This is a genomic window from Streptomyces sp. NPDC057623 (assembly GCF_042800355.1).
Taxonomy (GTDB): domain Bacteria; phylum Actinomycetota; class Actinomycetes; order Streptomycetales; family Streptomycetaceae; genus Streptomyces.
Genome location: NZ_JBHVGZ010000030.1, coordinates 81,021 through 95,623, shown reverse-complemented (window position 1 = coordinate 95,623; position 14,603 = coordinate 81,021). Strand labels below are relative to the sequence as shown.

Annotated in this window: 11 protein-coding genes; 3 read left to right on the top strand and 8 right to left on the bottom strand. The window is 71.3% G+C overall.

Features of this window, described 5'->3' with window-relative positions; translation table 11 throughout:
• Window positions 1–33: 33 nt before the first annotated feature.
• Together ACFU95_RS27625 and ACFU95_RS27620 are read left to right on the top strand one after the other, a co-directional pair.
• The gene (locus tag ACFU95_RS27625; protein ID WP_383832450.1) at window positions 34–1,368 is read left to right on the top strand and encodes an alpha/beta hydrolase; all 1,335 of its coding nucleotides are present in this window, start codon (window positions 34–36) and stop codon (window positions 1,366–1,368) included.
• A gap of 83 nt (window positions 1,369–1,451) precedes the next feature.
• Window positions 1,452–2,072, top strand: a complete 621-nt coding sequence (locus ACFU95_RS27620) for a GNAT family N-acetyltransferase (protein WP_383832448.1) — start codon at window positions 1,452–1,454, stop codon at window positions 2,070–2,072.
• A gap of 13 nt (window positions 2,073–2,085) precedes the next feature.
• Here the strand turns inward: ACFU95_RS27620 and ACFU95_RS27615 are convergent, their stop codons facing one another.
• Window positions 2,086–3,213 (bottom strand): lipid II:glycine glycyltransferase FemX, encoded by a 1,128-nt coding sequence (locus ACFU95_RS27615; protein WP_383832446.1) that lies wholly within the window; start codon window positions 3,211–3,213, stop codon window positions 2,086–2,088.
• Between the two features lie 197 nt (window positions 3,214–3,410).
• Between ACFU95_RS27615 and ACFU95_RS27610 the strand changes: the two genes are divergently transcribed.
• Entirely contained in the window at window positions 3,411–3,611 is a 201-nt protein-coding gene (locus ACFU95_RS27610) for a hypothetical protein (protein WP_383832444.1), read from the top strand.
• Between the two features lie 10 nt (window positions 3,612–3,621).
• On the opposite strand, the gene ACFU95_RS27605 is transcribed toward ACFU95_RS27610, so the two are convergent.
• The 7 genes from ACFU95_RS27605 to ACFU95_RS27575 form a co-directional block, all read right to left on the bottom strand.
• Window positions 3,622–4,140 (bottom strand): DUF4240 domain-containing protein, encoded by a 519-nt coding sequence (locus tag ACFU95_RS27605; RefSeq protein WP_383832483.1) that lies wholly within the window; start codon window positions 4,138–4,140, stop codon window positions 3,622–3,624.
• Between the two features lie 123 nt (window positions 4,141–4,263).
• The gene (locus tag ACFU95_RS27600; protein ID WP_383832443.1) at window positions 4,264–5,247 is read right to left on the bottom strand and encodes a helix-turn-helix transcriptional regulator; all 984 of its coding nucleotides are present in this window, start codon (window positions 5,245–5,247) and stop codon (window positions 4,264–4,266) included.
• A gap of 112 nt (window positions 5,248–5,359) precedes the next feature.
• The gene (gene aceE / locus ACFU95_RS27595; protein WP_383832441.1) at window positions 5,360–8,062 is read right to left on the bottom strand and encodes a pyruvate dehydrogenase (acetyl-transferring), homodimeric type; all 2,703 of its coding nucleotides are present in this window, start codon (window positions 8,060–8,062) and stop codon (window positions 5,360–5,362) included.
• 308 nt (window positions 8,063–8,370) lie between these two features.
• Window positions 8,371–9,000 (bottom strand): GntR family transcriptional regulator, encoded by a 630-nt coding sequence (locus ACFU95_RS27590; protein ID WP_383832439.1) that lies wholly within the window; start codon window positions 8,998–9,000, stop codon window positions 8,371–8,373.
• Between the two features lie 322 nt (window positions 9,001–9,322).
• Window positions 9,323–11,104: a 2-oxoglutarate dehydrogenase, E2 component, dihydrolipoamide succinyltransferase gene (gene sucB / locus ACFU95_RS27585; protein ID WP_383832437.1), complete on the bottom strand. Its 1,782-nt coding sequence runs from the start codon at window positions 11,102–11,104 to the stop codon at window positions 9,323–9,325.
• Between the two features lie 60 nt (window positions 11,105–11,164).
• Window positions 11,165–12,553: a dihydrolipoyl dehydrogenase gene (gene lpdA / locus ACFU95_RS27580; protein WP_383832435.1), complete on the bottom strand. Its 1,389-nt coding sequence runs from the start codon at window positions 12,551–12,553 to the stop codon at window positions 11,165–11,167.
• A 256-nt stretch (window positions 12,554–12,809) separates the two neighbouring features.
• Window positions 12,810–14,351, bottom strand: a complete 1,542-nt coding sequence (locus tag ACFU95_RS27575) for a leucyl aminopeptidase (protein ID WP_383832433.1) — start codon at window positions 14,349–14,351, stop codon at window positions 12,810–12,812.
• Between the last annotated feature and the right edge of the window lie 252 nt (window positions 14,352–14,603).

Genomic DNA, 14,603 nt, shown 5'->3' with positions numbered 1-14,603 from the left:
AAACAGGTTCCGAAGTGCTGGAGGTCCTCCACCGTGCCCACGTTCGCCATCCGCCTCGCCCGCCTCACCGGCCGCTTACTCCTGGCCCTGGCGGCCGTCACGACGCTGGTCGTCGTCTTTCTCGGGTCGATCGTCCTCACGGACGGGGCGGGCTCGGGAATCGCCGCATGGTTCACGGCCGCCGGGGTCGGGACGCTCGCCGCGCTGTGGCGGGCCCGGCGCCGTACCCGGGCGGCACGGCTGGTGCCGTTCCTGCCGGTGGCCGTCGCGGCGGCGCTGACGGCCTCGGTCTGCATACCGACCGTGCCCACGGCCCGGCAGCACCCGCCCGCCCTGCCCTTCGTGGCCACGCAGCACTGGAGCCTGGTCACCGGCAGCCGGGTCGCGGTGTACCACTACCCGCCCGCGAAGCACAGCACCAGGCAGCCCGTGCCGTTCGTCTACATCAACGGCGGACCGGTCCGGGGCATTTCTTTGCTCGACCACCGCTTCCTGCGACTCCTGGCGCGGCAGGGCTACGACGTCTACACCTACGAGCAGGCGGGCGGAGGCCGCAGCGACCTGCTCGCCATGGACCAGTACACGATCTCCAGGTCGGTCCGCGACCTCGCCGCCTTCATCGACCGTCTGGACCGGGGCAGGGTCGACGTCCTCGGCTTCTCGGCAGGCGGGGTGACCCTGACGCGGGCCCTGGCCGACCCCGGCGTCGCCGCCCGCGTGCACCGGGCGGTCATCGCCGAGCCCGGCCCGATGGACGGCCCCACGGCGCGGATCACCGGACACAAGGGCCAGGAGTCCGCGCGTGACCTCGCACCGGCCATGACCGGACCGCGATCCACGCACGTCCCCCGGTACGCCGTGGCGTTCGGCCTCATGCGACTGGGCCTGCTCACCCCCGAGAGCGGGCTGGTCGGACAGGCCGAGGGCGACAACGCGTTCACCGCCGCCGACCTCGGCAGCGACACCGCGTCCGCCTACTGCGCGCGTGACGCCCACCGCATCCCGACCGAGGACACCGCCGAGAACTTCTCCTTCAGCCCTGCCGCCAGCCTCCGCGTCCAGGAGACGGTGAAGGACTCCCCGTCCATCGCCTCGCGCCTGAGGCGCTCCCGGACTCCCGCGATGCTGATGATCGCCGAGTGCTCTTCCCAGACACGTCAGTGGGCGACCTCCGTCCTCGCCAACGACCCCGCCGTCGAGCGCACGCAGTACATGCCCGGAGTCGGGCACCGCCTCTGGAACGGCCTCGACGACAACGACGACCGAGCCGCCGCCGTCATCACCGCGTTCCTCCAGGACAGGCCGGCCCCCCTGCCGGACTACCCGACCCGCGACGGGATCCCGGCCTTCCTGCGCGACCACAGGTGACCGCGTCGATGACGAGCAAGGCGCATGACGGGCAAGCGGATATCGGGAGGACGCCCGGCGGGGTGGCCGGACACAATGCGGCCATGGCTGATCACGTGCGAAGCGCCCCGCGCCCGGACTTCCTCGACAAGCCCACCCTGACCGGGGAACGGGTGCTGCTCCGGGCGGTCACCGTGGACGACGTGCCCGCGCTGCTGCCGATGTTCCGGGACGCGGAGGCATCGCGGCTGACCGGCAGCCATGACGACGGCGAGCCCGACGAGGAGCGGATCCGCACCTGGTACGACACCCGTCGGGACCAGGACGACCGGCTGGACCTCGCCGTGGTGGAGCGGGCGACGGGGAACGTCGTCGGCGAGGCGGTTCTCAACGAGTGGGATCCGGACAACGAGAGCTGCGGGTTCCGCATCTCCCTCGTACCGGGGACCTTCGGGCGCGGCCTGGGCACGGAGGCGACCCGGCTGACGGTCGGACACGGCTTCGAGAAGCTGGGTCTGCACCGCGTCTCGCTGGAGGTCTACGCCTTCAACCCGCGGGCGCGCCGCGTCTACGAGAAGGTGGGGTTCGTCGCCGAGGGCGTACTGCGCGCTGCGCTGCTCTGGGAGGGTGAGCGGGTCGACGCCACCGTGATGTCGATCCTGGCGCCGGAGTGGTTCCGGCACCGCGGCCGGCCGGAAGCTGCCGGCCACCCCATGCCGGTCTGACCCTCCCCGGCCCTCACCGCCGCCCGAGATAGACCCCCAACGCCCGCTGGAGCACCTTCCCCTGGCTCCCCACCGGCAGCTCCCACTCCCCGAGGTGCTCCACCGTCCGGCCGCCCGCCCCCGTCTTGAACAGGAGCCGGCCGCGCAGACGGTCCCCGTTCAGGGCGGGGGTGACGGAGCGCAGGTCGTAGGTCTGGGCGCCCGCGGCTCGCGCGTCGCCCAGCATCCGCCACAACAGCGCGCTGCTGGGCCGCAGTTCACGCCCCCGGCGGCCGGACGCGGCATACGAGTGCCAGACCCGGGAGCCGACGCTGATCATGAGGGCCGCGGAGAGCACCTCGCCGTCGTACTCGGCGACGTAGAGGCGCAGCCGGTCGTCGTCCTCGGCGTTCAGGGCCGCCCACATGCGCCGGAAGTAGTCCAGCGGGCGGGCCTTGAAGCCGTCGTGGGCGGCGGTCGCGGCGTACAGGCGGTGGAACTCGGGCAGGTCGGCGGCCGAGCCCCAGGAGACCCGGACGCCGGCCGCCTCCGCCGTGCGCAGGGACTGTTCCCAGTGCGGTGCGAGGGCACCGCGCAGCTCGTCCACCGAGCGCCCCGCCAACGGGATCTCACAGCCGTAGCGCGGCTGCCCCAGGCCGAAACCGCGCCCCTCGTCCTCCGCGCACCGCCGCCACCCGAGCCGCCGCAGCCGCTCCGCAGCGTCGAGCGCGTACCCGTCGATGCCGTCCGGGGGCAGCTCGCGCAGATGACGTACGTCGGGGTCGGCGATGCCCGCCGCCACGGTGGCCGCGTCCCAGTGGCGTACGACGAGGGGCGGGCCGATCCGGACCGAGAACGCACCGATCCGCTTCAGGTGGGCGACGAGCGGATCCAGCCACCGCTCCAGCCGCGGAGCACGCCAGTCGATCGCCGGACCGTCCGGCAGGTAGGCCAGAAAGCGCCTGGTCCCGGGCAGCGGCCGGTACAGGACGAGCGCCGTCGCGACCAACTCCCCGTCGTCGAACCAGCCCACGCTCTCCGGCAGCCAGTCGGGCTTCACGTCGCCCCACTCGGGGATCTGGAGATGGCTCGCGTCGGGATGCCGCCGCAGCTGGGCGAGGTGCTCCGCGCGCGGTATCTCCCGCACGAACAGGCTGGTCATGGGCAGGGTGCTCCTGGTCGGGGGCGGCCACCCTAAGCCGGAGCTCACGGAACGGGTCAAGAGACGGGGTGTGAACGTTGTGAACGTTCCCGGCCCACCTCACAGGTTTCTCGTAGCCGACTCAAGGATCACCCCGAGGCAGCCTCCCTATCGTCCTTCCTGTCGTCGTGCACACGCACTGACCGGAGGTGGGGATCATGAGCAGCCGCAACAGCGACAGCAGCAAGCGTGTCTGGACCGTCGTCTGCGCGGTCGTGACCGTCGTCCTGGGACCGGCCGCCGTCACGGCGTCCGCGCTCGACCAGGCCAACAAGGCGCCGATGCACCACGCCGTCAAGGCCGAGCAGACGCAGGGCTACATCCAGTCGGACCTGAGCCGCAGGAGGGCCGCCGCCTGAGACCGGCGATTCAGCCCTTGAACCGTTCCCACAGCTTGGGATACCGCTCCGCCAGCGCCCGTTCGTTCTCGAAGTCGACCGGGGTGCCCTCCGGTTCCGCGGGCGCGGGCGGGATGCCGAGGTCGGGGGCCACGGTGCCGGTGAGCTGTTCGTACGCCTCGTCCGCGGCATAGCCGAGTTCCTCGGCGTCGCCGTCGAACTCCTCGTCGAAGTCGTCCAGCAGGTCGGCGAGCGAGTCGGGGTCGTGCACCCCGCCCTCGTACACCTCGCGGCCCTGGCCGATCAGCCAGCACCGGAAGAAGTCGAACGCGTCGTCACTGGCGCCGTCGAGCAGAACCCACGCGGCGCCCCACAGGTCCCAGGTGTACGCGCGGTTGTAGCGGGCCTCGAAATGACGGGCGAAGTCGAGGACCGCGTCCGGGTCCTGCTGGAGCAGCCGGTCCACGAGCAGGTCGGCCTGCTCCTCGGGGTCGCCCTCGGCGGCCTCACGGGCACCGTCCACCAGCTCCCAGAACTGCGTCTCGTCCATCACGGGTCAAGCATCGGCCCTGCGCGGGTGCGACGCACGTGGAGTGCGGCGGATTGTTATGGGCATGCGGCCCTTGGGCGGCACGGCACCTCGCAGACTCACGGCCCCCGGCCGCCGTACCGCTCATGCCCCGTACAGCGCGGCCAGCCGTATCGCGTCCGCCGCGAAACGCTCCCGCAGCTCCGCCGGGGCCAGCACCTCGACCTCCGGGCCGAGCGCCGCGAGCTGGCTGTGGGCGACCTCCTCGGACTCCACCGGGAGCGTCAGCGTCACCCAGCCGTCCCCGTCCGGGGCGGCCGCCGTCCGGAGCGCCTCCCGGGCGGACCCCGGCTCGACCGTGTACGGCAACCGCCGCACCCCGCCCGGCGACACCCGCACCACGACCTCGGCCCGCAGCAGGGACCGCGCGAACTGCTCGGCCCGCTCGTCCCAGAAGCCCGGCAGATCGAACTCCTCGTCCCGCTCGAACCGGCCGTCCCGCTCGTCACCGGGCTCCACCGCGGTGAAGCGGTCGATGCGGTACACCCGGTACGAGCCGTGGCCCGCGACCCGGGCGCACAGGTACCAGACCCCCGCCTTCAGCACGAGCCCGTACGGCTCCAGCTCCCGCTCGACCTCGCGCTCCCCGCGCCGGTACCGGGCCACGATCCGCCGGTCGTCCCACACCGCGTCCGCGACGGCCGGCAGCAGCTCGGGGGCCTTGGGCTCGTTGAACCAGTTCGGCGCGTCCAGATGGAACCGCTGGGCGGCGGAACGGGAGGCGTCGCGCACGGAGGGCACGAGGGCCGCCGACACCTTCAGCCGGGCGGCGGAGGCGACGTCCTCCAGCCCCATCTCCCGCAGCGCTCCCGGCACCCCGGACAGGAACAGCGCCTCGGCCTCGCTGCGCGCGAGCCCCGTCAGCCGGGTCCGGTACCCCCCGACGAGCCGGTACCCCCCGGCCCGTCCCCGGTCGGCGTACACCGGAACCCCCGCCTCCGACAACGCCTGCGCGTCCCGCGTGACCGTCCGCTCGGACACCTCCAGCTCGCGCGCCAGCTCGGCCGCGGTCATGGAGGGCCGGGACTGGAGCAACAGCACCATCTTGATCAGCCGGGCAGCACGCATACGGCCATCATGCCGGGGCCCACTGACAACGCCGTCGACGAACGGGGACAACGAGAACGGAGGGGCACGGCAGTCGCCGTACCCCTCCGCCGAGGACCAGGAGGATCAGCCCTTACAGGCCGTACTTCTCCCGGGCTTCCTTCACCGCCGTCGCCTTGACCTCGCCCCGCTTCGCGAGCTGGGCCAGGGCCGCCACGACGATCGACTCGGCGTCGACGCCGAAGTGGCGGCGGGCCGCCTCGCGGGTGTCGGAGAGGCCGAAACCGTCCGCGCCCAGGGAGGAGTAGTCCTGCTCCACCCACTGCGCGATCTGGTCGGGGACCTGGCGCATGTAGTCGGAGACCGCCAGCACCGGGCCCTCGGCGCCGTGCAGCGCCTGCTGGACGTACGGCACGCGCTCCTCGCCGCGGAGCAGGGCCGCGTCCGCCTCCAGGGCGTCCCGGCGCAGCTCCGTCCAGGACGTCGCCGACCAGACGTCGGCCGCCACGCCCCACTCCTGCGCGAGCAGCTTCTGCGCCTGAAGAGCCCAGTGGATCGCCGTGCCGGAGCTCAGCAGCTGGATGCGCGGGGCGTTCGCGGCCGGGGACAGGTCCGCCGACTCCGCCGTGTTGAAGCGGTACAGGCCCTTGACGATGCCCTCGTCGATGCCGAGGCCCTGCGGCTTCGCGGGCTGGGGCATCGGCTCGTTGTAGACGGTGAGGTAGTAGAAGACGTTCGGGTCCTCACCCGGCGCCGCCTCGCCGTACATCCGGCGCAGACCGTCCTTGACGATCGCCGCGACCTCGTACGCGAACGCCGGGTCGTACGTCAGCGACGCGGGGTTCGTCGCCGCGATCACCGGCGAGTGCCCGTCGGCGTGCTGCAGGCCCTCGCCCGTCAGCGTCGTACGGCCCGCCGTCGCGCCGACCAGGAAGCCGCGGCCGAGCTGGTCGCCGAGCTGCCACATCTGGTCGGCCGTGCGCTGCCAGCCGAACATCGAGTAGAAGATGTAGAACGGGATCATCGCCTCACCGTGCGTGGAGTACGCGGTGGACGCGGCGATGAAGTCGGCCATCGAACCGGCCTCGGTGATCCCCTCGTTGAGGATCTGGCCGTTCTTGGCCTCCTTGTAGTACATCAGCTGGTCGCGGTCGACCGGCTCGTACGTCTGGCCCTTGGGGGAGTAGATCCCGAGGGACGGGAAGAGGCTCTCCATGCCGAAGGTGCGCGCCTCGTCGGGGACGATCGGCACCCAGCGCTTGCCGGTCTCCTTGTCGCGGACCAGGTCCTTGATCAGACGGACGAAGGCCATCGTGGTCGCCACGTTCTGCGAACCCGAGCCCTTGTCGAAGGACGCGAAGACCTTCTCGGCGGGGGCCGGCAGCGGGGCCACCGGGTGCACGCGGCGGGCCGGGGCCGGGCCGCCGAGGGCCGCGCGGCGCTCCTGGAGGTAGCGGACCTCGGGGGAGTCGGCGCCGGGGTGGCCGTAGGGGACGACCCCGTCGACGAACTGGCTGTCGGAGATCGGCAGCTCCAGCAGGTCACGCATGTTCTTGAACTCGTCCACCGTCAGCTTCTTCATCTGGTGGTTGGCGTTCTTCGACGCGAAGCCCTCGCCCAGGGTGTAGCCCTTGACCGTCTGGGCCAGGACCACGGTCGGCGCGCCCTTGAACTCGAGAGCGGCCTTGTACGCGGCGAAGACCTTGCGGGCCTCGTGGCCACCGCGGGAGAGGTGGAAGCACTCCAGGATCTTGTCGTCGCTCAGCAGCTTCGCCAGCTCGACGAGCGCCGGGTCCTTGCCGAAGAAGTCCTGGCGGATGTAGGCCGCGTCGCGGGTCTGGTACGTCTGCACCTGCGCGTCGGGTACCTCGCGCAGGCGGCGTACGAGCGCGCCGGTGGTGTCGAGCTGGAACAGCTCGTCCCACGCGGTGCCCCACAGCGACTTCACGACGTTCCAGCCGGCGCCGCGGAACTGGGCCTCCAGCTCCTGCACGATCTTGAAGTTGGCGCGGACCGGGCCGTCGAGGCGCTGCAGGTTGCAGTTGATGACGAAGGTCAGGTTGTCCAGACCCTCACGGGAGGCCAGGGCGAGTGCCGCCGTGGACTCCGGCTCGTCCATCTCGCCGTCGCCGAGGAACGCCCAGACATGGGAGTTCGAGACGTCCTTGATGCCGCGCGCCGTCAGATAGCGGTTGAAGCGGGCCTGGTAGATCGCCGACAGCGGGCCGAGGCCCATGGAGACGGTCGGGAACTCCCACAGCCAGGGCAGCCGGCGGGGGTGCGGGTAGGACGGCAGGCCGTTGCCGCCGGCCTCCTGACGGAACCTGTCGAGGTGGTCCTCGTTCAGCCGGCCGTCGAGGAAGGCGCGGGCGTAGATGCCGGGGGAGGCGTGGCCCTGGATGTAGAGCTGGTCACCCGAGCCGTCGGCCTCCTTGCCCTGGAAGAAGTGGTTGAAGCCGGTCTCGTAGAGCCAGGCCGCGGAGGCGAAGGTGGCGATGTGGCCGCCGACGCCGTGTTTGCTGCCCCGGGTCACCATGGCGGCCGCGTTCCAGCGGTTCCACGCGGTGATACGGGACTCCATCGCCTCGTCACCGGGCACGGCCGGCTCGGCGGAGGTCGGGATGGAGTTGACGTAGTCGGTCTCGAGGAGCTTGGGCAGCGCGATGCCGGTGCCCTCGGCCCTCTCCAGCGTGCGGCGCATCAGGTACGCCGCGCGGTGCGGACCGGCAGCCTTGGCGACCGCGTCCAGCGAGGCCTGCCATTCGGCGGTCTCCTCCGGATCACGGTCGGGGAGCTGGTCGAGCGCGCTCGGCTGGATGGCGTTGGGGTCGGTCATGTCGCCGCCTTCCTCAGTCGAAGGGGTTCCCTCATCTGTAAGGGTTCGGGGGTGCCCTTTGTCTTTGGCAGGACAGGGCGAAGGGCCTCGGTGCGGTGACACCTTGCGGCACTGCCGCGTGGCCCGTCGGCGACTGTAACTCGCTGATCGATGATCGATCAAAGGGTTGAGGGCGAAAAACTCTTGATCACGAGAAAGTAGGCACGCGGTGCCTTTCGGGCAGGCACCGCGTGCCGCGATATGGGAGGGTTTTCGCAGGTGGGGACGCGTATGAGCGGGGCGCCGCTCAAGGGGTTCGAGCGGCTAGCTCAGGGCTCGTGACGGGGGGCGCAGCCCAGGACGTGGGCCTTGACGATCTCCGCGATCCGCGCATCGCGGCGCTGGAACGCCGCCACCAGCTCCTCGTGCTCCTCCGCGTACGACTGCTGCACCGTGCCCAGCCACCGGATGGACAGGGCCGTGAAGACCTCGATACCGAGGCCCTCCCAGGTATGCAGCAGCACGGAGTTGCCCGCCGCGCGGACCAGCTCACGGTGGAAGGCGACGGTGTGCCGCACCTGGGCCGTGCCGTCGGCCTCGCGGTCGGCCGCGTACAGGGCGGTGACGTGCGACTCCAGGGCGGAGCAGTCCCCCGCGAGGCGGTTCGCGGCGAGTTCCGCGGCGATGGCCTCCAGGCCGGCCCGGACCGGGTAGCTCTCCTCCAGGTCGGCCGCGGTGAGGCTCCGTACGCGCACGCCCTTGTTGGGCGCGGACTCGATCAGCCGTAGCGACTCCAGCTCGCGCAGCGCCTCGCGCACCGGCGTCTGGCTGACCTCCAGCTCGGTGGCGATACGGCGCTCCACGATCCGCTCGCCCGGCTGCCAGCGCCCACTGATGATCCCCTCCAGGATGTGCTCGCGGATCTGTTCGCGCAGCGAGTGGATGACGGGGGCGGTCATGAGGGCTCCTTAGGGCGCGTTGACGTTTAGACAATACGGCCGTAGCGCTCCGCTGGGAGGGCGGACGGGGGTGCTTTGGTGCAGGTGAGACGAGACTTACACGGCGTGACAGACGCTGGGTGCCTGAGAGCTCGGTGCGCGGGGCTGTTGGGCGGGTGCGAGTGGTTCGTGGTTGCTCGCGCAGTTCCCCGCGCGACCAGCCAACGACCATCCGCACCCGCCCACCGACGAACCGCACCGAGCTCGCAGGCGCCCCAAAACGCGGCGCCCCGCCCGGAGAAGCTCCGGACGGGGCGCCGTACAGGCTCGAAGCCCTGGTGGCTTACAGGCCGAGCTCGACCTCGAACTCGCCCGCCTCCAGGATCGCCTTGACCGCCGTCAGGTAACGGGCCGCGTCGGCGCCGTCCACCAGGCGGTGGTCGTAGGACAGGGTCAGGTACGTCATGTCGCGGACGCCGATGACCGTGCCCTCCTCCGTCTCGATGACGGCGGGGCGCTTGACCGTGGCGCCGATGCCAAGGATCGCGACCTGGCCCGGCGGCACGATGATCGTGTCGAAGAGCGCACCGCGCGAACCGGTGTTGGAGATGGTGAAGGTCGCGCCGGACAGCTCGTCGGGCGTGATCTTGTTGGCGCGGACCTTGCCCGCCAGGTCGGCCGTGGCCTTGGCGATGCCGGCGATGTTGAGGTCGCCCGCGTGCTTGATGACCGGGGTCATCAGGCCCTTCTCCGAGTCCACTGCGATACCGATGTTCTCGGTGTCGAAGTAGGTGATCGTGCCTTCGCCCTCGTTGATCCTGGCGTTGACCGGCGCGTGCGCCTTCAGCGCCTGGGCCGCGGCCTTGACGAAGAACGGCATCGGGGAGAGCTTGACGCCCTCACGGGCGGCGAAGGAGTCCTTCGCGCGGCCGCGGAGCTTCATCAGGCGGGTGACGTCGACCTCGACGACCGACGACAGCTGTGCCTGCTCGTGCAGCGCCTTGACCATGTTGTCGCCGATGACCTTGCGGATGCGGGGCATCTTGACGGTCTGGCCACGGAGGGGAGAGGCCTCCAGGGCCGGCGCCTTCTTGGCAGCGGCGGCGGCATGGCCTCCGGCACTCACAGCAGCGGCGGGAGCCGGAGCAGCGGCGGCGGCCTTCGCGGCCTCGGCGGCGGCGATGACGTCCTGCTTGCGGATACGGCCGCCGACGCCGGTGCCCTTGACGGTGGCCAGGTCGACGCCGTTCTCGGCGGCGAGCTTGCGCACCAGCGGGGTGACGTAGGCGCCCTCGTCGGTCGCCTTGGCGGCGGCCGGAGCGGCCGGAGCCGGGGTGACCGGGGCCGGAGCGGCGGGCGCGGGAGCCGGAGCCGCAGGGGCGACCGGAGCCGGAGCGGCAGCGGCGGGCGCGGCCGGAGCGGCGGGGGCGGGAGCCGGAGCCGCGGGGGCGGCCGGAGCCGGGGCAGCGGCGGCGGGGGCCGGGGCAGCCGCCGGAGCGGCACCCGCGACGCCGATGAAGGCCAGCTTGGCGCCGACCTCGGCCGTCTCGTCCTCGCCGACCACGATCTCCAGCAGCGTGCCGGAGGTCGGGGCGGGGATCTCGGTGTCGACCTTGTCGGTGGACACCTCCAGCAGCGGCTCGTCGGCCTCGACGCTGTCACCGACCGACTTCAGCCAGCGGGTGACGGTGCCCTCGGTGACGGACTCGCCGAGCGCCGGCAGGACGACGTCCGTGCCCTCGGCGGAACCGCCACCGGCGGTGGCCTCCGCGGTGGGAGCGGGGGCCGGGGCCGCCTGCTCGGTGGAGGGGGCGGCAGCGGCCGGCTCGGGAGCCGCGGCGGGCTCGGGCTCGGCGGCGGGGGCCGGGGCGGCAGCGGGGGCGCCCGTGCCGTCGTCGATCACGGCCAGCTCGGCACCGACCTCGACCGTCTCGTCCTCGGCGACCTTGATGGAGGCCAGGACGCCGGCGGCGGGGGAGGGGATCTCGGTGTCGACCTTGTCGGTGGAGACCTCGAGCAGCGGCTCGTCGGCCTCGACGCGCTCACCCTCGGCCTTCAGCCAGCGGGTGACAGTGCCCTCGGTGACGCTCTCGCCGAGCGCCGGAAGGGTTACGGAAACCGCCATGGTTTCGGTTGCTCCTTAACGAATTGCGGAAGTCTGAGTCGTCGCTTCTCGACCGAGGGATCAGTCGTGCGCGTGCAGCGGCTTGCCGGCCAGGGCCAGGTGGGCCTCGCCGAGCGCCTCGTTCTGCGTCGGGTGGGCGTGGATGAGCTGGGCGACCTCGGCCGGCAGCGCCTCCCAGTTGTAGATCAACTGGGCCTCGCCGACCTGCTCGCCCATGCGGTCGCCGACCATGTGGACGCCGACCACGGCGCCGTCCTTCACCTGGACGAGCTTGATCTCGCCCGCGGTGTTCAGGATCTTGCTCTTGCCGTTGCCCGCCAGGTTGTACTTCAGAGCGACGACCTTGTCCGCGCCGTAGATCTCCTTGGCCTTGGCCTCGGTGATACCGACGGAGGCGACCTCCGGGTGGCAGTACGTCACCTTCGGAACACCGTCGTAGTCGATCGGAACGGTCTTGAGACCGGCCAGACGCTCCGCCACCAGGATGCCCTCGGCGAAGCCGACGTGCGCGAGCTGGAGGGTCGGGACGAGGTCACCGACGGCGGAGACGGTCGGCACGTTGGTGCGCATGTACTCGTCGACGAGGACGTAGCCGCGGTCCATGGCGACGCCCTGCTCCTCGTAGCCGAGACCGGCGGAGACCGGGCCGCGGCCGACGGCGACCAGCAGGACCTCGGCCTCGAACTCCTTGCCGTCGGCGAGGGTGACCTTGACACCGTCCGCGGTGTACTCGGCCTTCTGGAAGAAGGTGCCCAGGTTGAACTTGATGCCGCGCTTGCGGAAGGCGCGCTCAAGAAGCTTCGAGGAGTTCTCGTCCTCGACCGGGACGAGGTGCTTCAGGCCCTCGATGACGGTGACGTCCGAGCCGAAGGACTTCCAGGCGGAGGCGAACTCGACGCCGATGACACCGCCGCCCAGGATGATCGCGGACTTCGGTACGCGGTCCAGGACGAGGGCGTGGTCCGAGGAGATGATGCGGTTGCCGTCGATCTCCAGGCCCGGCAGCGACTTCGGCACGGAGCCGGTCGCGAGGAGCACGTGGCGGCCCTGGACGCGCCGGCCGTTCACGTCGACGGAGGTCGGGGAGGACAGGCGGCCCTCACCCTCGATGTACGTCACCTTCCGGGAGGCGACGAGACCCTGGAGGCCCTTGTACAGGCCGGCGATCACGCCGTCCTTGTACTTGTGGACCCCGGCGATGTCGATGCCCTCGAAGGTGGCCTTCACGCCGAACTGCTCGCTCTCGCGAGCCTGGTCGGCGATCTCGCCCGCGTGCAGCAGGGCCTTGGTGGGGATGCAACCCCGGTGCAGGCAGGTGCCGCCGACCTTGTCCTTCTCGATCAGGGCGACGTCCAGGCCCAGCTGCGCTCCGCGCAGGGCCGCGGCGTAACCGCCACTACCACCGCCGAGGATCACTAGGTCGAAAACGGTGCTGGCGTCGTTCGCCACGTCACGTCCTCCATGCATGTGCGCCGTACGCCGGTCGTCCGTGACCGGGCGGCGGCTGGTGTCCGGCCGCTCTTTCTTCGGCCCTGTGGTGGGGGCCCTGTCCTGCCGAGCCCCATCTTCGCACTTGTCCACACCGAACGAGACGCCGGGCCGGTGTGTGAGACGTCCCACGTTCAGTTGAGCGGACGGGTGAGGCGCATGAATGAGGGGGCTCCGCCCTACCCGCGCGCGGAGCCCCCTCAGGTTCAGAGCAACCTCACCCCAGGTCGCCGGCCGCGGTGAGTTCGGCGAGCCGGACCAGGGTCCGCACCGCGCTCCCCGTGCCGCCCTTCGGCGTGTACCCGAAGGGCCCGCCCTCGTTGAACGCGGGTCCCGCGATGTCGAGGTGCGCCCACGTGATGCCCTCGCCCACGAACTCGCGCAGGAAGAGACCCGCGACCAGGCCCCCGCCCATGCGCTCACCCATGTTGGCGATGTCGGCGGTCGGCGAGTCCATGCCCTTGCGCAGGTGCTCCGGCAGCGGCATCGGCCAGGACGCCTCACCGACCTCCTCGGCCGCCTCCACGATCGCGGAGCGGAACGCGTCGTCGTTGCCCATCACGGCGAACGTGCGGTTGCCGAGCGCCAGCACCATGGCACCCGTCAGCGTCGCCACGTCCACGATCGCGTCCGGCTTCTCCTGCGACGCCGCCCAGAGGGCGTCCGCCAGCACCAGCCGCCCCTCGGCGTCCGTGTTGAGGACCTCGACGGACTTGCCGCTGTACATGCGCAGCACGTCACCGGGACGCACGGCGGACCCCGACGGCATGTTCTCGGCCAGCGCCAGCCAGCCGGTGATGTTCACCTGGAGGCCGAGCCGCGCGGCCGCGACCACGGCGGCGAACACGGCGGCCGCGCCGCTCATGTCGCACTTCATCGTCTCGTTGTGCCCGGCCGGCTTCAGCGAGATGCCGCCGGAGTCGTAGGTGATGCCCTTGCCGACGAGCGCGAGGTGCTTGTCCGCCTTGGAGTGCGTGTACGACAGCTTCACCAGCCGCGGAGCGGCCGCGGACCCGGAGCCGACGCCGAGGATGCCGCCGTAGCCGCCCTTGGTCAGCGCCTTCTCGTCGAGCACCTGCACCTTGATGCCGTGCTCCTTGCCCGCCGCCGTGGCGATCGCGGCGAAGGACTCGGGGGTGAGGTCGTTGGGCGGGGTGTTGACCAGGTCGCGGGCGCGGTTGAGCTCCTCGACGACGGCGGACGCGCGCTCGACGGCGGCCTTGTGCTCCTTGTCGCGCGGCTTGCCGCCGAGCAGCGCGGCCTCGGCGAGGGGGGCCTTGCCGTTCTTCTTGGCCTGAACGTTCTTTCCGTTGTCCTTGTAGGTGTCGAAGGAGTACGCCCCGAGCAGCACGCCCTCGGCGACGGCACCGATGTCACCGGCGTCGCCCAGCGGCAGCGCGAACGCGGCCTTCTTCGAACCGGCGAGGGCGCGGGCGGCGACCCCGGCGGCCTTGCGCAGCACCTCGCCGTCGTACTCGGCGTCCTTCTCCGGCGCGGTACCCAGGCCCACCGCCACCACGAGCGGGGCCTTGAAACCGGCGGGTGCGGGGAGCTTCGTCACCTCGCCCTCGGCACCCGAGGCACCGAGGGTCTCCAGGACACCGGCGAGCTTGCCGTCGTACGCCTTGTCCACGGCCTCGGCGCCCGGTGCGACGACCGGACCCGTGGGCTTGGGACCAGAGCCCTTGGCGACACCGATCACGATCGCGTCGGCGCGCAGGCCGGGCGCCGCGGCGGTGCTGAGAGTGAGAGCAGTCACGGTGGTGAAATCTCGCTTCCGATGTGAAGTTTGCGATGGCCGAATCGTGTGGGTCGACCGGGCCCGACCGCCGACCCTAGTTCCGACCTGAGGGTGCGGTTTCAACGGGTGCGGTATCAGCGGGGCCTTCCCCGGTACGGCGAACACTCGGGACGAGCCTACGCTCGTGTGAGCGTTCGCTCATTCCTGCGGGCGTTCACCTGTCGGTGGCGTCGTGGTCATTTCTTGATCCTCCACCCCAGTGAGCTGAGT

Coding starts and splice junctions, on each gene's coding strand:
- ACFU95_RS27620 (WP_383832448.1), top strand. CDS start 1,452: ATGGCTGATCACGTGCGAAGCGCCCCGCGCCCGGACTTCCTCGACAAG.
- ACFU95_RS27615 (WP_383832446.1), bottom strand. CDS start 3,213: ATGACCAGCCTGTTCGTGCGGGAGATACCGCGCGCGGAGCACCTCGCC.
- ACFU95_RS27610 (WP_383832444.1), top strand. CDS start 3,411: ATGAGCAGCCGCAACAGCGACAGCAGCAAGCGTGTCTGGACCGTCGTC.
- ACFU95_RS27605 (WP_383832483.1), bottom strand. CDS start 4,140: ATGGACGAGACGCAGTTCTGGGAGCTGGTGGACGGTGCCCGTGAGGCC.
- ACFU95_RS27600 (WP_383832443.1), bottom strand. CDS start 5,247: ATGCGTGCTGCCCGGCTGATCAAGATGGTGCTGTTGCTCCAGTCCCGG.
- aceE (WP_383832441.1), bottom strand. CDS start 8,062: ATGACCGACCCCAACGCCATCCAGCCGAGCGCGCTCGACCAGCTCCCC.
- ACFU95_RS27590 (WP_383832439.1), bottom strand. CDS start 9,000: ATGACCGCCCCCGTCATCCACTCGCTGCGCGAACAGATCCGCGAGCAC.
- sucB (WP_383832437.1), bottom strand. CDS start 11,104: ATGGCGGTTTCCGTAACCCTTCCGGCGCTCGGCGAGAGCGTCACCGAG.